The organism is Streptomyces sp. NPDC096205, from assembly GCF_044763135.1.
GTDB lineage: Bacteria > Actinomycetota > Actinomycetes > Streptomycetales > Streptomycetaceae > Streptomyces.
This window is the reverse complement of record NZ_JBIWFS010000010.1, coordinates 18,863-39,344: the sequence shown is the minus strand read 5'-3', so window position 1 is coordinate 39,344 and position 20,482 is coordinate 18,863. Positions and strand designations below refer to the sequence as shown.

The following is a 20,482-nucleotide window of genomic DNA, read 5'->3' as shown; positions in this document are numbered from 1 at the left end:
AAACACTCGCTGAGCGGTGAGAACTAGACGTTCCGCTTGTCGGTGGAATTGCTCTGCGAGCCACCCCGAGGGACGGCCGCAAGGCCGCTCGCGGGGCGCCGACGCGGGGCGCTCGCAGCTGACGCCTAAAGTCAGCACGGCCGGCCAGGACGCATCAGGCCCGACGGGTCGGCAACGAACAGCCGCTGGGGACGCGTTCGGTATGCGATACGTGGCCTTCGGAGCCCGGGCCGAGAGAAGCTACTGATCCTTCTTGTCGGCTTCCTCTGCGAGCAAATGGTCCAGCCAACGTACGACCTTCGCCCGAGCCCTGGCGTCGGGCAGCAGAGCGGCCCGGAGAGCGATGTTCTCCACTCCGAGGCGGCTGAAAAGATCCGGAGTGCTGTCATGGATTGACGACTCAGAGTCGGCGTACTGCTGCAGTAGAGCCTTCTCTCGCCGCAGCAGAGCAGTGTTCAAGGCGGCCGCATCCCCCGACTGGAGCCAGCCCGCATCACGGTTGAAGAACTGTTCGAGCAGGGCTACGTGATCCATAGTAGGGCGTCGTTCGCCGTTGCACAGAGCATTGATCTGCTGGCGAGAAATGCCTGTCCCCTTTGCGATGTCGACCTGGGTGTACTTGCGGCCGTCCTCACGCAGCTGGGTCCGCTGAAGCATCTGCAAGCGCTGGAGGAAGCGCAGTTGGATGTTCTCCTCGCCGGCCGCGCGCCCCTGGAGAAGTGCATCGATGACGTCAACGGGAACACCGCAATCCAGGTGGAGCGCTTCGCTGTCCAGAACTTCCTCGTGAGGCCGACCGACCTTGTCAGCCAACTCGGTGACACGCCCGACGGTGGCGGCAAGCGCCGCCATCGCCGCACGCTCCGAAGCCGAAAGAGCATCAGTCACCGATCGATCTCCTACATGTCGCGCGGGCCGTACCGCATGAGGCTGAGCCGTTTCGGAGGCTAACGGCTCGGCGGCTGCACAGCTAGACCCTGCCACAGCTGTGGCATGTACTAGACATCTCTCCGTCGAGGTGACACGATCGTTGACAGCTGGGTGCTTCGGGCAGCCCGGCCATGAAGATCTGCTCTAGCCCGACAGCGCCATTCTCGCAGTCCGATCGGTGTCGTCCTCACCGCTGAACTGCGGTGCTGTGCAGCGATCGTGCCGTCAGGGAGGGCCATCCACAGCATCGCCTCCTCATGTCTGTGCACCACCCAACTCAAGTCCTGGTCCGGTTGACAAGACGAAGGGAAAATCCCGTGGTGGAGCAGGTGCTGGGGGGCCGCCCGGATGTCCATGGCATGGGATTAGCCCTGGGCACGCCATCCGTCGACTTACGCTCCGCGACGTCGCAGATGACGGAAACCACGGATGCGCGCATCCTGACGCCGGAGGAGCCGTTGGCGAACGAGCCGCCCTCGCAGCTCCTCGACGGCTCCTTGATCCCGCTCACCGACACAGGCCCTGCCCGCCTCCACAGGCGAACCACCTGCACGCTTGAGCAACTCAACCGTGACGGCGGCGTTGGCCCGATGGTCAGTAATGAGCCCGATCGGCGCCAGCCTCACCCTCCGGCCGCACTCGACCTGACTGTTCGACTCGACATACCCCCCATGGTCCGCAACGCATCAGTTGGACGATTAGACAGGACCTGCCACGACTTACCGTCCTCCGACGTCACGCGTGTCGAGCACCGTGCACCCCAGTTGATCTCTCTTGTGCGTGAACTGCTGGCGCCACTGGCTGGTCCTCAGTCCGTGCGGCGCATGGCTGACTGGTCAGCAGTGGTTCGAAGCGTCCGAGCGTCGTTGAGTGAATCGGAACGCCTCCTCGCAGCGCCAGCGGCGGCTACTGCCGCGCAGCCCACGCAAGCCATCATGCGCCGTCCCGTCGGCGACACTCTTTCTCAAACTCTCGTACGACCGCCCACCCCGCACATCTTCCTGGCGCCTGCCTCCGGGACAGACGCGATCGGCGCTGTGCTCGGTCGCACACCCTTCGACATGACCGACATGCGGCTGCGGCCCCAAGCCGGGAGACTCCTGGTCCTGGTCGAGTGGGCCCCCTCCGATGCTGTCGAAGCTGTGCGTATGGCCGTCTACGAGTCCTCCGTGGACGGCGAGGCCGGCATTGCACACCGTGTCACGGCGAATCTGGCGCGCCACCCGATGGCGCCACGGACAGCTTCCGTCCTTGCAGTCAGGCCTCCGCGGCGAGCCGGCATCGGTCACCAGAGCTTCATCGTTCCGGACGCGAGGGACGAGCGGCGAATGGTGGTTATTCAAGCGATCCGCCCGCAGAAGGACTTGAGTGCTGTGGTCTCCGCTGGGCCTCGACTGGTCAGCGCTGGGCAGCGACTCGTCGCTGGGGGCAGCGGCGTCTATTCCATGAGCTTGTTGGCAGACGGACTGCAGGAGGCGACTACCGCCCAGTGCCTTGCCGTCTGTCAGCCAGACACCGTGGCGGCGTCAGCAGGGTCCCTAGCGCCGTTGCTTACTCAGAACAGCGCTGTCGGCTGGGGCCACACCAGCCATGTTGCAGACCAGAGGCATCAACAGGCGACGACACTGCCGCCCCTCCTTTGTGGGGCGAAGTCTGATCGTCAACACACGTCGCACTGCAGGACAAGAGCACCGTGATCGGATATCCCGCACTGCATCAGGGTCATGACGCCGCCGATCACCAGCCTCCCCAACGCTCTACTGCCTCGGCGTCCAGGCCGCCACCAACCACACGCCGCTTTCGACAGCGGCACGGACACACATGCACATCCTGCAGGTACCGCCCTTACCCCGGAGGTTTGCACATGCCCAGGCCGCTGCTGGTCCTCGGCGTCGGAGGCCCCGCTGACTACGCCGAGTTCACGCTGTCACAGGTTGCACAGGCATATCCGATTGTGCTGGCGGACAAGGATGTGCCGCTGTGGGCACGCCCCTACCTGGCACATCACCTACCAGTGGATCTTGCTGACCCGCCCACTGTGCTCGACGCTGTGCGACGGCACGCCGCCGAACACGAACTGGGCGGAGTCCTCGCCATGGACCGGTCGGCCATCGCAACGGTCGCCTACGTAACCTCAGCCAGAACTCCGCACGCACACGACTCGCACGGCCTGGCAGCATGCAGTTCGCCCGCAGCCGTCCGCCGTCTTCTGAAGCGGGACGTCTTTCAGCCCCGTTGGACCATGGCCCACGGCGCACAATCCCTGGCAGATCACGCGGACTCCATCGGCTACCCAGTCACTCTGAGGTGGCCTGACGAACCCGCCGGCCCCATTGGGCCGGCGCACACTCGACGCGAACTTCTGGCTCTGTACGCACGCGGCCGTCAGGCAGTCTTCGACGCTACGTCGCCCCTGGACACAGTGATCGTAGAGGCGCACCTGAGCGGCCCTCGCATCTGCGCGGAGGTTGTCGTGTTCAACGACGGAGGCTGCCAGCTGATCGCCGTCACCCGCACGACTGACGGTCCTGCCCCCGCACGGCAAGCATTACGTCACAGCGTCTACGCCCACGACGAACTTCTGCACAACCGCCAGATCCGACAGACAGTCGAGCGGACGGTTCACGCGCTTTCTGTCACCTCGTGCGTCCTTCACATCGAAATGACGCTCACCTCGCGAGGACCCTGCGTCACAGATGTCAGCGCCAATCCCGCAAATGACCTGATTCCCCTGCTCGTCAAGAGAGCAACTGGCATCAGCCTGCCACAGGTGGCCGCCGCTCTGGCCAACAGTGAACCACCCACGCTGGCCCCCTCCCGCCAAAAGGCGGCAGCCGTCCACTTCGCGTACGCCTCTACGGCAGGCGGCATCTCCGAGTTGGCCCTCACCACCCCCGCCTACCGGCCGCCGGTGGAACGCGCCGTCCTCACACAGCACGTCGGAAGCCGAGTGAACAGCGTCGAATGGGCCAGCGGAAGGGACCGCCTGGCACACTGGGTCGCTCTCGGAGACAACGCGAGTGCCTGTGACACCACGCTGGACGAAGCAGCGAAAGCCCTGGTCGTGAGCTTTGCACCAGCCACTTCCACGGTCGACAGCGACGCAGTGCCACACGACTCGCGGTCAGTCAACGATCGTGCATGCCCCGACCTCAGCATCCCGCCGCTCGGCCGAACTGCAACTTGTCCGAACGCCACACATACGGACCCGGCTGTTGAGGAGACGACCTATGTTCAGTTCCGAACGGGGGCGTCAAAGCAACGGCTGCTGCCACCCGACTCTCCCGGTACCGCGGGTGACGATCGGGTTGTCGTTCAGCCGGCCACGCTCGGCCTCAGCACAGACGACGTCAAAGCCGTGGGAGGCCTCATGGCAGAACTCGTGTCGACTTGTGCGGCCATAGGAGCCAGATACGACACCAACGACATCTGGCAGCCTCTCGCCCCCGGCCCGGACGGCCAGTTCAGCGAAGCATCCGAGGTCCTTGCCCACCTCGCACGCACTTTGAACCGCACCCGAGCTGGCATCCGCAAGATTCACGCTCAGGCACACAGACGTGCACTGAGCAGGGCCGCGCGGATCGCTCCAGGCCAGCGAGGGGTCGCGTCCTCGTGAAACCGCACGCCGCATACATGGGGACCGCGCCAAGAGAGCGCGGTGACCCAGAACGTGGGCGTCTCCTCCCAGAGCCTGGTGCCGGTGTGAGGCCGGACGCGCATCCTGAGGCCGCGCAGTGAAGACATGAGTACAGAGATGACGGGCTGTCGCTGTGCCGCTTGCCCGTTCTACCCTGAAGGACGTACATGAGCAGCACACGGAGCGAGAGCGTGCCGAGCCGCACCGGCCTGCAGGGGCCCGCGGTTCAAGCGGATGGTCAACCAGCTGAGCCGCTGCCCACAGACGCTGCCGCATTACGAGGCAGGACGGAGCTCCGGCTCCCGCCGCCCTCAATCGACCATGGCAGTGTCCGCCAGTTCGCTCACCTCTATGGAGACCAGTTCCGCCATGCCAAAGGCCTGGGATGGTTCGTGTGGGATGACCACCGCTGGAAGCGGGTCGGAGGTGAAAGGGCCCTCCTGCCGGGCCGCCAAGGAGGTGGCCGAACGTCACCCCGACAGCGACCCGAACGCGCTGATTGCCCAAGCCAAGAACCTTCCTCAGATCACCCTCGACCCCAACGCCCTCGACGGTGACCCCTACACCCTGTGTACCCCCGCTGGCATTTTTGACCTGCGGACGGGCCAATTGCACAAACCTGACCCAACCCGAGACTTCCACTCCCGTATGACCAGTGTCACGCCGCAGGCCATGCCCACGCCCCGCTGGTTGCGCTTCTTGGCCGACACCTTCGGCGACGACGACGCAGGACAGGAAATGATCGACTTTCTGCGCCGGCTGTTCGGCTACTCGATCACAGGGGACGTCGGGGTGCAGGTCTTGCCGTTCCTGTACGGCGGAGGCAGGAGCGGAAAGTCGGTCCTGCTGGACACCGTGATGTAGGTCCTGGGGGACTACGCGTCCGCAGCCCCGCCCGGCCTCCTTACCGTGCGCAACCCCTATACCGAGCACGCTGCCGAACTCCACGGTCGCCGCCTGGTCGTGTGCTCAGAACTCAAACCCGATGACGGATTCGACGAAGGACAGATACGTCTCCTTGCGTCCGGCAAAAAGATTCGGCCCCGGCGGATTCGGCGAGACTCCTACTCCTTCAGACCAACCCACCATCTGTGGCTGCTCGGCAACCACCCTCCAGAGGTGTCCACCCGCGGCTTAGAGTTCTGGCGCCGTACCTGTCTCGTGCCTTTTACCCGCACCGTTCCCCCTGACCGGTGCATCGACAACCTCGCCTATGAACTCGTTCGCGACGAGGGGCCAGGAATTCTGTGCTGGCTCATCGACGATGCCAGCCAATATCTCTCCACCCCCGACCTCCTTAACGGTCCACGCGGTATCTGGAACGCCACAACGAAGAACGAGCAACCAAGCTCACTCGCATGATCGATTCGCATTTTTTGGAGTCAGTGATGGGGTTCCCCGGCATTGACGCAAACGATCTTTATCGAGACTGGAAGTTCAGTAACCGGTATCAAATCGAGCGTCTGAAAGGCTTTATGAGGGGGGTCGATACCCGGCAGAGTGCAGAATTCGCCATTCCGCTCGTCTGAAACGGATCCCTGCCGCATGAGGGTGGGTGGAGTGACGTATTTACGCCGCATTCGAAATGCTCAATATGTGTATTTTGTCCGGCTTGTAAGGCTACTGGTGGCCGCGTGATTTTCCTAGGATTGCCTGGATGCAGGGGCGGGTGCCAAGGGGTCACCTGCTGCGCCGGGAGGGTCTGATGAACGCGGAAATGCCACATCTGGAGGAGAAGGATAGGAGGATTCTAGAGCTCCTATTTCAGGGGTTTGGTGATGCGAGCGTCGGACGGCAACTGGGTATCAGCCATCGGACTGTTCAGCGCCGTGTCGGCCGTCTCATGACGCTGCTAGGGGTGACTGGACGTGTCGCCTTGGGGGCTCGTGTTCAGGAGCTTGGTCTGCTGCCCACGTCCCACCGTCAAGGCTGAGCGTGGCCACCCCTTTCCAATCCCGCATATGCATAGCCTGCTTATTACTGCTCCGTGCGACGGGTGAAAGAGGCGCTGAAGCCTATGGTTTGGAGCGGTTCGGCGAAATTCAGTTGAACCCCCACCCTCGTCGTTCAGTCGAACGCAGTCGGTTCGAATAGGCAATGCATCGAGCGCGGCATGAAAAGGTGCAACTGTTGCTGGCCGGAGCATCACGTGTGCCTATCGAAGGGATCGCCGCATTCCGCAGAAGCGTGCCGCGGGAGTATCGCAGGTCCCGCAGGCGTATGACGTTCTACGCCCGGCTCGCCAAGTTTTCACGCCACGGATTTACCTTCAAATCTTGGAGATCTCTTGAGGTCAGGAAACCGGTACAGAACGAAATGGGTCGCTTTCGTAGCTGCAGCAATAACCGTGTCGCTCATTCCGCAGACCTACGCATGGGCGGATGCCGGCCAGCCGGGGCGAACCCCAGGACTGGCAACTGAACGCAAGATGAGCCTCGAGCCGCAGGGCGACTCCTCCCTGGGAGAGACAAAAACCGCTCCAGTCGGCAATGCTGTGTCAAGGGTTGAGAGGCCTGACAACAACTTGCCGCAAGGCTGGCGCACCTCGGCCGACCGGGCTGTCACTGTCATCGGCGACTCCCAAGGCCTACATGTCCTGGTAGCCGACAGCTTAAAGGCATACCAGTGGCGCGAAGCGGCGACACTGCGTGAAGACGGCTTCAACGCAGATGCCTGGATCGGGAACGTGTGCGTGACCGGCTCTGGGAACAGGGCAGTAGTGGCCTACGCACCCAGGACTTTCACCAACGACCCGATCCTGCTCGACCGGGGTGCGTTCGTAGCCGTGGTGGACCTGCAGACTCGCAAGGTGACAAAGCTGCGAGAACAGGCGTCGCTTGCATACTTCAATCCGGGGTGCGGCAAGGACGAGACCGTTGCGCTGAGCCAGCTCTCCGACGAGCGGATGGCCAAGACCCGGCTGATGCGTCTGGACGCAGTTACTGGCAAGGTGACGCGCTCGTTGATCGTGCCGGGGGAGGCGACCTCCGCCGTCCCGGTTGGCGAGGCCATGGTCGCGGCCATCGGTAATCGGCTTACCCGAATCGAGGCCGACGGTAAGGCTCAACTGATAGGCAAAACCTCGGCAACCGCCTTCCGCCTGCATCCTGACGCCGACGGCGCCGTTGTCTTCCTCGACCGCAAAGGGGGGCAGGTCAACGTTCGCAGCGCTGCAAACGGCCGCATCAGTACTCTCGCGCACGGCCGCCTGGGCGAGGTCGGGCTCGCAGCGGGCACAGAAGGACGCGTTTTCATCACCGGCCAGCCTCAAGGGTTAACCGCACTGCCGCCAAGCGTGAAGAACCTGCCAGTCGACGCAGGAGGGCAAGTTTCCTCACACGGCGGCATCGCTGTGAGCAAAGCCGTCTCTGCAGGCCTGCGCACCCACGGCTCCCCGGATCCGCTCGCTGACCATGTGGTCGAAGGCGTCGCGCTCCCGTATCGGATCCAGGCCCAGGTTCCGCAGACCGGCAGGACGCTGAACTTCACAGTCCCCCATACCACTGCCGCGGTAACCGAACTGCCCTCGCCCGCTCTGCGGACCGGTACGGCCACAGGCTCTGTTGCGGGGCACTACGCCATCCGGGGGGCACGAGGACGTGGCACCGGCGAACCGCTTACAACCCTGGCCGCAGTCGACTCCTCTTCTACGACCTACGACCCTGAAGCCACTTGCGGTGTCCTCCGCAACCACCCCAACTACCAGGCCCTGCAACCGACGCCCAACCAGGTTGAGTGGGCCGCTGACATGGCCATCCGCGGCGAGCTCACCAGCGGATGGATCACCCAGGGCGGCTGGCGCACCCAGGCCGGCCTGGGCACCTCGGTATCACCGTCCACCATGTTCCCCCTGCCCGCTCTCAGGGACGCCCCAGCCGGCTCACGCATACCCGCCCAGGTCCTGCTTGGCGTCCTCACCCAGGAATCCAACCTCTGGCAGGCCACGCACCACGTGCTGCCCGGCCAGACCGGCAATCCGCTCATCGGCAACTTCTACGGCACCAACATCTACCCAGGCACACCCGGGTACGACCCCGCCAAGTACTGGACCATCGACTGGAACGACGCCGACTGCGGCTATGGGATGGGACAGCAGACCGACGGCATGAGCAGTGCTTCCCGTCAGCAGCCGGGCAAGCCGCCGGCCCTGCCTGCCGACCAGCAGCGAGCAATCGCCCTCGACTACGCGGCCAACGTTGCCGTCGCAGCCCAGACCCTGTCCAAGAAGTGGAACGAACTGCACACCGACGGACAACGGGTCGAGATCAATGACGACGACCCGCGCAACATCGAGAACTGGTTCGCCGCAGTCTGGAACTACAATCTCGGCTTCAATACGCCCGACGCCACTGGCAAGTGGGGCCTGGGCTGGCTGAACAACCCTGCCAACCCCCGCTACCCGGCAGACCGCAAGGCGTTCCTCGACAACAACAGCTACGCGGATGCCGCCCACCCACAGCACTGGCCGTACCCGGAGAAGGTGATGGGCTGGGCCGCCTATCCCATCGACACCGGCCGCGCCTACAACGATTCCGGTGTGGAGGACGACAGCAACACCCACGGCTACCAAGCTGCCTGGTGGAACAATGCCAGCTACCGCACGCTCGGTATCAAGCCACCACTCAACGCGTTCTGCAACAACAACAACGGTTGCAACGCCTCAAGCCCGCCGGTGTGCACCACCGAGGCCTGCTACCACCAGTACTGGTACGACGCCAATGCCACATGGAAGACGTGCATCAGCGACTGCGGGTTCGAGACACTGACGTACAAGACGCTCCGCTCGGAACCCGGCCGCGGCAGCAGCGGAAAGCCGACATGCAGCACCGGCAGCTTGCCATCCAACGCCCTCATAATCGACGATGTCGCCGCGTCCGTGCCCACCATGCGCACGGACTGCACCAAGTCCTGGACCAGCGCAGGCACACTCCAGTGGAAATTCGAAGCGACTGACTACGGAGCAGGTCCCACCTATGAGGGCAAGGAGGACTTCCAGCAGGTCGGCGGCGGCTTCGGATCCCACTTCTGGTTCGCCCACACGCGTGAAGACACCACGAACATCGCCAAGATGAAGGTCACCGGCACTTGGACTTTGGACCGATCCCTGAATCAGTGGGCTCGCGTTCTCGTCCATCTGCCGGACACGGGAGCTCACACCCAGCAGGCCAGATACCGGATCCATCTGGATGCGAACACGACGCGCACCCGGTACCTGAACACGCGTTACCGGCAGAACACCTGGGTTCCGCTCGGTGTGTACAAGTTCAACGGCACACCACGCGTCGTGCTCGACAACCAGACCGACGACGGCACAGCCGACGACGACATCGCCTGGGACGCCATCGCCTTCCAGCCCCTGCCGGCCAAACCTAAGGACGTCGTCGTCGCCATGGGCGACTCCTACACCTCAGGCGAAGGGGCTGGCAACTACGATGCAGCCAGCGACCTCCATCACGGGCAACCCAGCTGGAACGCATGCCGACGCAGTGATAACGCGTGGCCTCGGAAAGTGAAGCTCCCGGGCCAGGCGGGAACGATCGGAACACTCGCGGACGACAACGCCGAATCTCTTGACTTCCAGTTCGTCGCCTGCTCGGGCGCCGAGACCTGGCAAGTGTTATCTGGAACCCCGGTGAACGGCAACCAAGAGGAAACCTGGGGGTTCGACGGAAACTTCCACGAGAAGTTCCAGAACGACTCCGGTGTGCTCAGCGACGACACGACCCTGGTCCTCCTGACCATCGGAGGCAACGATGCCGCCTTCGACAAGAAGCTCCAGGACTGCGCCATCAGCGGATGCCCATCCGAAGAGTCGATGAAGGCAGACATCCGAGCGGCTGTGGGGGAGACCGAGAAGGTACTGACTGAGATCCATCAGAAAGCGAAGAACGCTACCATCTCTCTGATGGGGTACCCGCTGCTCTTCAGCCGCACCCAGGCCTGCTCAACCCTCGTCAGTGCCTCGCAGCGCGTCATCTTGAACGACATGGCCCAGTACTTCGAGGACCAGCAACGCGAACTGGCGTACCGACTCAACAGCCAGAACGTACGCTACCGCTCCCCACAGCCGGCGTTCGAGGGGAAGCGCATCTGCGACCCTGCTGAAGGAATCAATGGCATCGTGGCCGGACCGAACGGAGAGGGCGACTTCCACCATGACGACGCCCAAACCTCCTTGTGCTGGTGGTTCACCGGAGACACGTGCCTCAGCCGTGAGAGCTACCACCCGAACAGAACCGGAACGACGGCGTACGCAGAGGCGTTCATGACCGTGGGCCCCACTGCACTACGCCAAGAGACTCAGTGATCCCCGACAACCCCACTCTTCATGCCCCGCCGCGGAACAGCCGCGGCGGGGCACCCGCGCGCGGCTGTCTCGTCGCTCTTATGGCACCCATCGTATGTGCGCTGCTCATTGCGGCAGTGGTCATGATCCTGGCGTATCGGCAGGACCGCACCAACGATCACAACCGCAGCCAGGCCTTGCGCCGGACGACCAGTCAGGCTGCCGCTTTCGCCTCTGCCGTACAGGCCCAGGGCGCAGGCCGACACCCGAGTCGGGCCCGCACAGCAGGCATCGCCCAACAGAACGGTGGCTCACTCATCTCCTACACCCGGTCTGAAGAAGGCTTGACCGCCGTGGTCGAGTTCTTCGCCGCATACGAAGACTCCAGCATGTTCGGAACGTCGTACACCCGAGTCCACCGTTGCTACCGCTTCGTCTTCCACGCAGACTCTCACGGCAAGCCGCAGGCGACAGCAACGCCTCTTGACCACTGCAACGCCGCAAGATCGGGCGCGCTACGGCCGACAGCCTCCAGCTCAGGTCTGTAAGTTCCCTGATGCCGCGACGTGCCCGACTGCCTGCCCCTTCGCGCGATAGAGGCAGATCAGGGCGGAAGCCAGCACGCTCGAGCCACCTCCACGAGTACACCGGCTGCCAGTACTGCCGGCCGCACGCGGGCACATCCGTATACAAGCCCTCTTCCGGACCCAGGTGGTCGCGTTGCACCGGGACTCGGCGTAGCCGGACACGATGACGACCGGGCAACACCCTCCGGCACTGGTCTGAGGCGACTATCCCGCCCAACTCCGCTGCAGCACACCGGGTTTCGGCCACTGTGTGCTGCGGAAACGGACGACCTCACGAGCAGGGCGGCGTACCGGCACAGCCGTATGCAAGAGTTTCGGTCTGCTGCTCCGTGATCAACGTAGGTGAGGGACATGAGCTGGTACCGCAGGTTCCCTGCAGCCATCGGTGCAGCCGCCGCCTTCGTGACGGTGCTGAACCTGGCGTCGTGCACGCCCGCGCCGAGCAGCGACGAACGCAGGCTGCAGGAAGCTCTGAAGCCCCTGCAGAGCCCTGGATCCTTCAGAATGGTGGGACAGTTCAGGGCACCTGATGGGGCGACCACCCCCTTCGACGCACGCCTTGACGGTCACGGTGCCTGCAAGGGCACCGTGGGCACGGCTGAGAGCGTGCTCGTGGGGCAGCGGGTATGGACCAGATGGGCCGACGACACGCTCGACGACGCGGTGGCCTCACTCCCCGGGGGTTCAGATACGGCCGCCGACCCGACGACGCCTGAGGAGGAAGACCGGGCATGGGCGGCGGTCCAAATGCTGCGCGGAACATACATGGTGACCAATCTCCCCGGCAACGTCGCTGAGGTTGAGGGCATAGCCCCGGTGTGCCAGGTCGGCCAGCTGCTTGCTGGAGCTGCGACAAGCGCCGGCACCGTGATCGATGGAGCAGCAGAGGAACGCGACGGCGAACGCCTCTGGCCGCTGACCAAGACCGAGGGGCCGGTCAAGATCCGTGTGTGGATACCAGGCCAGGGGCAGCCTGTTGTGCGTGCCGCCGAGTACAGCGTCGAGGGCGGGCGGGTGTTTTCCATCCGGGTCAGTGAAATCGGCGAACCGGTAACCGTTCGTCCCCCGCAGGGACAGCAGGCGGTCACATCCGAGCAGGTGCTTGCTGTGTTGGATCCGAAGATCGACTGATCATCCTTTAGATGCCGCTTTCTTTCCCACGGGCAGCCTGTCGACCGTCGGAAGTTTCGGGCACCCGACTTCGAACCCTCTGCCGATGGCCGCGACGGTGACGCACTTCCGGTAAGCGATATCACTGAGCCATTTGAGGTGCCTGGAGCGTCTGGCTGACGTTGCACACCTTACGTTTGATCATGACATAAAGACGCCAGTAAAAATATTGCCGTATGTCCCATTTGGTGAGGCTTGCGGGGGTGTCTATTCACCCGGAGCTTCCATAAGCTCTCCGTTCGAAGCGGCCGACGGCAAACCTAGTAACCATGCAACCGGAGAAATCCGTGACGCGGTCCATGGGTTGGAGCCGTGAGGGCTATCAAGCGGCTCCGCCCGGGGCGCAAGCCCCGCGTGCAGCAATGCTGTGAGCGTTTCACGGGAGGGGTCAATCCATATCCGAGACGCTCTTGATTTCCGTGAACACACGAAGCGGGAGAAGCCAATTGCGTAGAATCCTGGGAGCTGTGGCTGGAGCTGCCGCGTGGCTCTGCATTTCAACGACGCCGGCAGCAGCTAACACGGACGAATCCAACCTCATGAGCATGGAGGCGTGCCAGGAGTGGCCGGGGGCATCAGCCTTCAAGCTCGCCCTGTACTACAACTCGAGTCAGGGCGGCGCGTGGCGGAACATCGGGTACTCCGTCTACGATTTTGGCGCTCTGCGTCCGGGAGGGGACTGGCCCGGCACCCATCCGCTGCGCTTCTGCGTAATCAACGGCGCGAGCTCCCCCTGGCCTGGCTCAGGGCTGAACATCAAGAACAACGCCGCCTCAGGCGAGAACTTCCATTACAAGTATTACGCAAGAATTTACTTCAACAGCGGCTACAAAGGTCCTCAGGACGTGATGGCCCCCTACCAGCACATCGACCGATTCCGGAACGTCTACAACGAGAACGCATCGTTCAAGTGGACCTCGACCTGATACGACCTCGCCCGGAAGGGAAACCGGCATGAACCAGATCAGGAATCGGATGGCCAACGCTGCAGTTCCAATGGCGGCGGCTTTATGCCTGGCAGCCGCGGCCACCGTGAGTGCGGCCGTGGGCACCCCTACCGCGCCCCCGGAGCGCGCAAACGCGGATGGTGCTCCTCAGTCTCCCGCAGTCCTCGCGACGACTGGCGATCCCGATGACCCAGCCACTTGGCGGCTGCCCATCGAGGCGTATATGCCCACCACAGCACAGGCACGGATCACGACCAGCACTCGAGACGATCTGCTCGACACATGCATGGCAGGCGCCGGATACCCCGACTGGAGGCCGGCCCCCGACCTCCCGCCGATCGGGGGGAAGACGCTCACGGACTGGCGTTACGGCATCCATGACGCGGCACTCGCCGCCGAACGCGGTTACCACCCCGATGCCCAAGAGCAGAAGGAGTACGACGCCGCCATCGAGATCGGGGCTGTCGACTCATCAGGGGCCGACGAAGCGACGATGAAGCGCTGTGTCTCCCAGGTCGACAGCGAGGTGCCGGCTACGGCCAGCGCCGAACTCGTGCAGCAGATCAGCGGACAGTCCTTCCTGCAGTCCCAAAACGAGCCAGATGTCGTCGACGTGTTCGCTGACTGGTCCTCCTGCATGGAGGGAAAGGGGTTCGACTACGCCGAGCCGATGGACGCCAACGACGACCCGGCGTTCGCCGATCCGAACATCGTCACGGACAAGGAAATCGCCACCGCGAAGGCCGACATCGAGTGTCGCGACAAGTACCAGGTCGAGAGGACATGGTTCGACGCCGAAGCCAAGCTGCAGCAGGCTGCCATCACCGTGCACCAAGAAGAGCTCGATCAGGTTGTCGCCAACACCGAGAATGCCGTCTCCAAGGCGAGCGACATGGCACGTCAGTAAGCGCCATTGCAAATGACCGTCAGTTCGACACCCCTCCAGTTCACATGAAGTTCCCGGCCGCCCTTGCCCTCGGTCACGGCCTTTTTCCCGCTCCAAGCCACTGGCAGCCCTCACGGCTGGCCGCAGGCGACTCCGAGGCACTCCGGCAGCCGACGCATCGCCCGTTCAGTGCCCAGCGGCCCCCCGCACGGCAACTCCGCGGAAGTACCTGCGGCCTGCCACGACTCGCCGCGACCTTCGTGGTCGCCTGCGCGGGAGCCTCGAACCCGGCACGACTGCATTCGACTTCGGCTTATACAGGAGGACTTCAATGCGCAAGATGCTGACTTCGGCCGGCCTCGTCTCGTCCGCTCTCACGGTCGGAATGATGCTGGCCAGTCCGGCGGCTGCCGCGACGGGCAGCTCACAGTTCGATGTCGTCTTCCCTGGTCAGAAGCCGCAGACGACCTACCAGGTGGAGAACGTCGGCGCGTTCAATATCACCAAAGGAACGATGACCGGCAAGTCTGTCGTTTATTGGCGTATTCTCGACGCCCAGGTGGTCGACGGATCGAAGCGGTTCACCAGCTTCAAGATCACGACGCGGATCGAGGAGCGCCTCACCCAAACCTCTGAAGATCACGTGGTCACCAGTCGAACCTGTGATCTCACAGCGATCGTCAATGACTACTACTCATGGTCTGCAGACGGCCCGGCGAACACATGCATCGCTCCCTCCACACTCTACGATGGCGAGTTGTGGTGGTCGTCGGACTCGACGATTGTGTACGACATTGAAGGCGACGCAAACGGTCCCATCACCCAGCAATTGAACGGCTCCCCGCTCATTCACGGCTGAGGGGTGAGCAGACAACGCTCGTCGGGCCTTGGCGGTTGAGTGCTGCTCCTCAATGACGTCGCCGGAGATCAGCACGTCCCTCGAAACCATCCACAGCCAGCCGGCAGTCAAAAACGCCCTCGCCTGCTGGGCGACCCGTATGGGCAACCTCGGGCACCAAGTCGACACGCTCGACGACGCCGGAGCACGGTTCGCCACCCCCAAGCCATCCGGCATCGAGCCCAGCTCCGATGAGGTGAACCTGGCGACGGCCACCGTGGCCTGCAAGCGGACCGCCAGCCTGGTGGATACCTGGTACGAGGCCGAGACCGCAGCCAGGAGAAGCAGATCCAGCAGCAGGGCAAGGAACTGCAGCACGAAAAGGCCCGCAGCACCAAGCTGGTTGCCGCGGCCCGCGCCGTTCCCACCGAAGCCGCCAAGTGACGGCCTGGCCAGGACCACTCCCAGCCTGCACCCGCTAGGGGCCTCATGGCAGCAGGGGCGCTGAGCGAGCTCACGATCGAGCTGGATACGGACGAGTGCCAGCAAACCGGCTGACCCCGCAACGCTGTCAGACCCTTCTGCGGCTCGAGGAAGCTTCTGCTTGCCGTCCACCAGCCCAGGCCGCCGTAGCCTTCGCCCCCCTACGGAGCTGCGGCGGCCTGCTCAGCGCTGAACCCTCATCGAAGGAGACGTCTTGCATAGACCAAGACGAGTCCGTTCCCTGACAGCAGGGATTGCCGCCTGTGCGGTAGCGGCCGGGCTCTTACACAGTGCGCCGGCGGCCCTTGCCGCACCTGTACCCGCGCCCGGTCCCGTCGAGAGCAGCCCTGAGCCCAGCCCACCGGTCCGCGTGCAGGACCCCAGTCACAAGCTCGGCAAGGACTGGAAGACGGTCCAGGACCGGGCGATCACGACTGCCGCAGATTCCGGCGGCTTCAAGATTCTCGTTGCGGACAGCGACAACGCATACGCGTGGAAGACGGCGGCCACGCTCGCCGAGCCGGCCATGCCAGCGGACACCTGGATCGGCAACGCCTGCGCGATGGACCAGGAGCACGTGGCCGCCGTCTACGCGCCGCGCTCCTTCACCAACAAGCCGGATCTGATGGAGGGCGGCGCATTCACCGCCGTCATCGACCTTAAGAGCGGGCGGGTGACGAAGCTGCCGTTCACCGCGTCCCTCGCTTACTTCACCCCGTCCTGCAACCCCCAGACCCGCACTGCCGCATTCACCGCGTTCCGGGACAACAACAGCCGCCTGGTCACTGTCGACACCAAGGGAAGAACCAGCAACGACACTTCGATCAGCGGGCAAGTGACCTCTTCCGTTCCCATCGAGGACGGACTCGTCGCCGCACGCGGCCGTCACCTGGTGCACATCAACCAGGAGACCAAGAAGATCAGGGCGCTGGATTCCACACACGGGGTGCCGTTCGACATTCGCCCTACCCGCAGCGGGATAGCGTTCCTGGACCGAGCAGGTACCACTGCCAGAGCCCTACTGTGGAATGGTCGCAGCACCTCTACTGTCGCGGCGGGCAAGCTCGGAGACTTGGCTCTCGAGCAGGGCATGAAAGGCCGGGTGTTCCTCACCGGAATCACCACGGATACGCACCTTGCCGGCAGCTCTGTGACCCGCGTCAAGGTCTCGGCGGATACCGATCTCTCCAGCCTCGGTCGACTGGCCGTCGACCCCGTTCTCACGCCGGGAGTACGGGCGGGCCTGGACCACATCAATAACGCCGGGATGGGCTTCACCAAGACTGAACGATCGCCCCAGACGAGTGGGTCACAGGACCCGACAGACGTGGGCCCTGGGCCACTTACGATAACGAGCACTGCGACCGTCACCGGCCAGAAGATCAGCCAGACAGTCGAGGACGCGTCCAGCGGCAAGGGGAAGGAATCCTTCTCACCTGCGCTGCTCACACCTCGCCAGTCCGGGCTGGCCGCGGCAGCCGACGATGACAGGGCGCACAATCCGGTCGATACCGATCGCTGGTGCTCGGTTCCCCGTAACGACGTCAAAGCCTTGGCGCTGCAACCCACCCCGAATCAGGTTGAGTGGGCTGTGAACATGGCGATCCGCGGTGAGCTGCGAGCGAAGTGGATCAAGCAGGGCGGATGGCGGAACCAGGCCGGCCTGAGCACCGTCGACCCGCAAGGCCTGTTCCCGCCCCCCGCTTTGAAGGGAGGAGGACGCATCCCGGCGCAGGTGCTGCTGGGTGTGCTCGCTCAGGAGTCGAACCTGTGGCAGGCCGAGCCCGGTGCCGTCCCCGGCCAGATGGGCAACCCGCTTGCGGCGGTGGCCGGGTTCTACGGCCACAAGGGGGAAACGTCCGAGGAATACTGGAAGATCCGCTGGCACGAGTCAGACTGCGGCTACGGCGTCGGCCAGGTCACCGACGGCATGCGCCTCGCCGGCCACGCGAAACCCGACGAGACGCTGCTCCCTCCGGCGCAGCAGAAAGCCGTGGCTTTGGACTACGCGGTCAACATCGCCGCGTCGATGTACATCCTCGCCGACAAGTGGAACCAGGTGCACACCGCGGGGCAGACCATCACCGTCAACAACGACGACCCTTCGAAGCCTGAGAACTGGTTTGCCGCGCTGTGGAACTACAACCTCGGCTTCAACGAGAACAAAGGTGATGGCAAGCCGTGGGGGCTGGGCTGGTACAACAACCCTGCGAACCCCTTCTACCCGCCCTCCCGTCACCCGTTCATGGCCGATCCGCGCGATGCCGCCAAGCCTCAGCAGTGGCCGTACCAGGAGAAGGTGATGGGCTGGGCCGCATGGTCCATAGACACCGGCTACTCCTACTCCACCGACGGCCGGCAGGACTGGCCCGGCGAGTCGGTTTATTCGACAGCCGGGTTTCGGCCCGCCTGGTGGGTCAGCCCCGCCCAGCGCGACCTGGTGAAGCCTCCGCTCGACGCGTTCTGCAACGCCACCGACCACTGCAACGCCGCCAGCCCGCCCAACTGCCCCGATGCAGAGTGCTACCAGCAGTACTGGTGGTGCGGCGCGAACGTGACCTGGAAGGCGAACTGCGCCACAGACTGCGGCAACGAGAACATCAAATACGTCACGCTGCGAGAGGAGCCAGGACGCGGCTACCGGCTGCAGTACGGCTCCCCGAAGTGCCCCAACGACCGGGACGGGCTGCCCTCCGGGGCCTTGATCGTGGAATCGGTTCCCGACACCACCGACACCTACGGTGGCTGCGCACCCGGCACCGACGCCGGGCACTTCAAGTTCACCTTCTATCGCAACCCGGAATCGACAGGTCCAGGTCTCGGACCGTACGAGGCCAAGGGCGACCTGCACCAGATCGGTGGCGGCTACGGCGGCCACTTTTGGTACACCCACACCCGCGACAGCGCGCACCTCGGCGGCGATGGCGGCCGCATGACCATCGACGGCACCTGGACCCTGGACAGAAGCGTCTCCTGGGCCCGCGTCCTGGTCCACCTTCCCGACACGGGCGCACACACGAGGCAGGCGAAGTACGTCATCGGCGGCGCCGACACGACAAGCAAGGAGCGCCACGTCCCGCAGCGGGCAAACCGGTGGGTCAGCCTCGGCGTGTTCCGCTTCACCGGCGCCCCGCAGGTCACCCTCACCAACACCACTGCGGACGGCACTGCTGACGAGGACGTTGCCTGGGACTCCGTTGCTTTCCAGCCCCTTCCCGGTAAGCCGAATCACACAGTCGTGGCAATGGGCGACTCATTTACCTCCGGCGAAGGAGCCTCCGACCCCGGCGGCGACGACTACTATTCCGAGACCGACTACTACAACGAAGTGGCAGGGGACAAGACAAAGAACTCCTGCCACCGCTCCAAGCATGCCTGGTCCCGCCGCGCCGTCCTCCCGGGCGAGCAACTCACCGTAGGTGAACTCGCCGACGTGTGGAGCGCCAGAATGGACTTCCACTTCATCGCATGCTCCGGTGCACGCCACTACAACATTCTCAACAGGCCTCAAAACGGGGAGCTTCCGCAGATCGGGCAGGGCTACCTCGACCAGAACACAACACTGGTGACGATGTCGGTAGGCGGCAACGATGCTCGATTCGGCGACATCGTCAAGGACTGCGTCCTGTCTGCCACTGTGTGTAAGAGTCATGCCATCGAGAATCGAAGCCCAGACACCGGGGAGAGGATCGATGGAGACACTGGGCCGTTGGACCAATGGCTGCCCAGCTGGCTCCACGATACGGTTCGACCCCGCCTTGTCACCACGCTCAACGAGATCCACAACCGGGCGCCGGACGCCAAGATCGTTCTCATGGGTTACCCCCGGCTCATAGAGAACACAGCTTGCGCAGGTGCCACGGGCGTCGGAACGGAAGAGGCACCCTGGCTGAACGACATGGCCAACCTCTTGGCATGGGAGATGCAGGGCGCTGTCAACGACGCCAACGAGCTCCATCGTGCCAACGCCATCTTCGCGGATCCCCGGGACGAATTCGCCGACAAAGCAGTCTGCGGGGACCCAGAGACGGTCCACGGCATCGTCCTGTCCGGACACTCACGGGCGGACGATGCGCCATCATCCATGAAGTCCTTCCACCCGAAGGTCTCCGGCACCGCGCTGTACGCCGACGCCCTCGAGAACACACTCGCCGGCAACTGACCTCGACCACTTGTGACGGCCCGGGGGCCGATCACCAAAGTCGGCCCCCGGGCTAACGCTCCGTGAAATCGTGAAGACATGAAAAAAACGAGGACTGCCCGCATGGTAAAGGGCGTGGTGGTATCAGCGGCGGCGGCAGCCGCCTGCTACTGGGTCTGGAACTCGGCGGCGAAGTGGGCCACCAACGCGGGGGACAGGCCGGACTCCGGTTTCAGCACGGGTTTCGGGGAGGGCCTGACGGCCTTGTTCATTGGACTGGTCTCTATGCCTGTGGCGCTGTGGGCCGGGATGCGTATGGCAGCGGAGCGTGACAATTATCTGCTCGTGCTGGGCGGCGGGCTGATGTGGCCGTTCATCGGCGGGCACCTCATCCACGACGCAGGCGTCAGCAGCGTCGAAACGTTCCTATACTGCGCCCTCTTCGCCTTGCTCGGTGGAGCTCTGTCCTTTGTGTAAGGGCCACGCGTCTGATACCTGCACCCGGATCAGCGCGACGACGGTGGACAGTTCCTTCGAGAACCGCGTCCGGCTCCGCACCACACGCGAGGGCAGAAGG

At 63.9% G+C, this 20,482-nt stretch carries 14 protein-coding genes; 13 read left to right on the top strand and 1 reads right to left on the bottom strand.

What is annotated here, in order from left to right; translation table 11 throughout:
* Window positions 1–240 precede the first annotated feature (240 nt).
* Window positions 241–888, bottom strand: coding sequence for a helix-turn-helix domain-containing protein (locus ACIQ6Y_RS32020; RefSeq protein WP_404044262.1), 648 nt, complete (start codon window positions 886–888; stop codon window positions 241–243).
* A 1,906-nt stretch (window positions 889–2,794) separates the two neighbouring features.
* Here ACIQ6Y_RS32020 and ACIQ6Y_RS32015 point away from each other — a divergent pair.
* The 13 genes from ACIQ6Y_RS32015 to ACIQ6Y_RS31955 all read left to right on the top strand — a co-directional run bounded on the left by ACIQ6Y_RS32015 (window position 2,795) and on the right by ACIQ6Y_RS31955 (window position 20,382).
* Window positions 2,795–4,546 (top strand): hypothetical protein, encoded by a 1,752-nt coding sequence (locus tag ACIQ6Y_RS32015; RefSeq protein ID WP_404044261.1) that lies wholly within the window; start codon window positions 2,795–2,797, stop codon window positions 4,544–4,546.
* Between the two features lie 188 nt (window positions 4,547–4,734).
* A complete protein-coding gene (locus tag ACIQ6Y_RS32010; protein ID WP_404044259.1) occupies window positions 4,735–5,124 on the top strand; it encodes a hypothetical protein in 390 nt (129 codons plus the stop codon).
* On the top strand, window positions 5,027–5,431 hold the full coding sequence (locus ACIQ6Y_RS32005; protein ID WP_404044257.1) for a hypothetical protein: 405 nt from the start codon (window positions 5,027–5,029) through the stop codon (window positions 5,429–5,431). Before ACIQ6Y_RS32010 ends, ACIQ6Y_RS32005 begins: the two co-directional genes overlap by 98 nt.
* Window positions 5,432–5,476: 45 nt before the next feature.
* Window positions 5,477–5,929 (top strand): hypothetical protein, encoded by a 453-nt coding sequence (locus tag ACIQ6Y_RS32000; protein WP_404044255.1) that lies wholly within the window; start codon window positions 5,477–5,479, stop codon window positions 5,927–5,929.
* Window positions 5,926–6,096: a hypothetical protein gene (locus ACIQ6Y_RS31995; protein ID WP_404044253.1), complete on the top strand. Its 171-nt coding sequence runs from the start codon at window positions 5,926–5,928 to the stop codon at window positions 6,094–6,096. Before ACIQ6Y_RS32000 ends, ACIQ6Y_RS31995 begins: the two co-directional genes overlap by 4 nt.
* 128 nt (window positions 6,097–6,224) lie before the next feature.
* On the top strand, window positions 6,225–6,500 hold the full coding sequence (locus ACIQ6Y_RS31990; RefSeq protein WP_404044251.1) for a LuxR C-terminal-related transcriptional regulator: 276 nt from the start codon (window positions 6,225–6,227) through the stop codon (window positions 6,498–6,500).
* 414 nt (window positions 6,501–6,914) lie between these two features.
* The gene (locus ACIQ6Y_RS31985) at window positions 6,915–10,874 is read left to right on the top strand and encodes an SGNH/GDSL hydrolase family protein (RefSeq protein ID WP_404044249.1); all 3,960 of its coding nucleotides are present in this window, start codon (window positions 6,915–6,917) and stop codon (window positions 10,872–10,874) included.
* A 917-nt stretch (window positions 10,875–11,791) separates the two neighbouring features.
* A complete protein-coding gene (locus ACIQ6Y_RS31980; protein WP_404044247.1) occupies window positions 11,792–12,571 on the top strand; it encodes a hypothetical protein in 780 nt (259 codons plus the stop codon).
* A gap of 506 nt (window positions 12,572–13,077) precedes the next feature.
* On the top strand, window positions 13,078–13,536 hold the full coding sequence (locus tag ACIQ6Y_RS31975) for a hypothetical protein (protein WP_404044245.1): 459 nt from the start codon (window positions 13,078–13,080) through the stop codon (window positions 13,534–13,536).
* 28 nt (window positions 13,537–13,564) lie between these two features.
* On the top strand, window positions 13,565–14,464 hold the full coding sequence (locus tag ACIQ6Y_RS31970; RefSeq protein WP_404044244.1) for a hypothetical protein: 900 nt from the start codon (window positions 13,565–13,567) through the stop codon (window positions 14,462–14,464).
* A 310-nt stretch (window positions 14,465–14,774) separates the two neighbouring features.
* Window positions 14,775–15,302, top strand: a complete 528-nt coding sequence (locus ACIQ6Y_RS31965) for a hypothetical protein (protein ID WP_404044242.1) — start codon at window positions 14,775–14,777, stop codon at window positions 15,300–15,302.
* An 832-nt stretch (window positions 15,303–16,134) separates the two neighbouring features.
* Window positions 16,135–19,926: an SGNH/GDSL hydrolase family protein gene (locus tag ACIQ6Y_RS31960; protein ID WP_404044240.1), complete on the top strand. Its 3,792-nt coding sequence runs from the start codon at window positions 16,135–16,137 to the stop codon at window positions 19,924–19,926.
* A gap of 102 nt (window positions 19,927–20,028) precedes the next feature.
* The gene (locus ACIQ6Y_RS31955; protein WP_404044238.1) at window positions 20,029–20,382 is read left to right on the top strand and encodes a hypothetical protein; all 354 of its coding nucleotides are present in this window, start codon (window positions 20,029–20,031) and stop codon (window positions 20,380–20,382) included.
* The last annotated feature ends 100 nt before the right edge of the window (window positions 20,383–20,482 follow it).

Bases quoted from the DNA above. Each gene is read 5' to 3' on its own strand.
- ACIQ6Y_RS32015 (WP_404044261.1), top strand. From the start codon at position 2,795: ATGCCCAGGCCGCTGCTGGTCCTCGGCGTCGGAGGCCCCGCTGACTAC.
- ACIQ6Y_RS32010 (WP_404044259.1), top strand. From the start codon at position 4,735: ATGAGCAGCACACGGAGCGAGAGCGTGCCGAGCCGCACCGGCCTGCAG.
- ACIQ6Y_RS31995 (WP_404044253.1), top strand. From the start codon at position 5,926: ATGATCGATTCGCATTTTTTGGAGTCAGTGATGGGGTTCCCCGGCATT.
- ACIQ6Y_RS31990 (WP_404044251.1), top strand. From the start codon at position 6,225: ATGCAGGGGCGGGTGCCAAGGGGTCACCTGCTGCGCCGGGAGGGTCTG.
- ACIQ6Y_RS31980 (WP_404044247.1), top strand. From the start codon at position 11,792: ATGAGCTGGTACCGCAGGTTCCCTGCAGCCATCGGTGCAGCCGCCGCC.
- ACIQ6Y_RS31970 (WP_404044244.1), top strand. From the start codon at position 13,565: ATGAACCAGATCAGGAATCGGATGGCCAACGCTGCAGTTCCAATGGCG.
- ACIQ6Y_RS31965 (WP_404044242.1), top strand. From the start codon at position 14,775: ATGCGCAAGATGCTGACTTCGGCCGGCCTCGTCTCGTCCGCTCTCACG.
- ACIQ6Y_RS31955 (WP_404044238.1), top strand. From the start codon at position 20,029: ATGGTAAAGGGCGTGGTGGTATCAGCGGCGGCGGCAGCCGCCTGCTAC.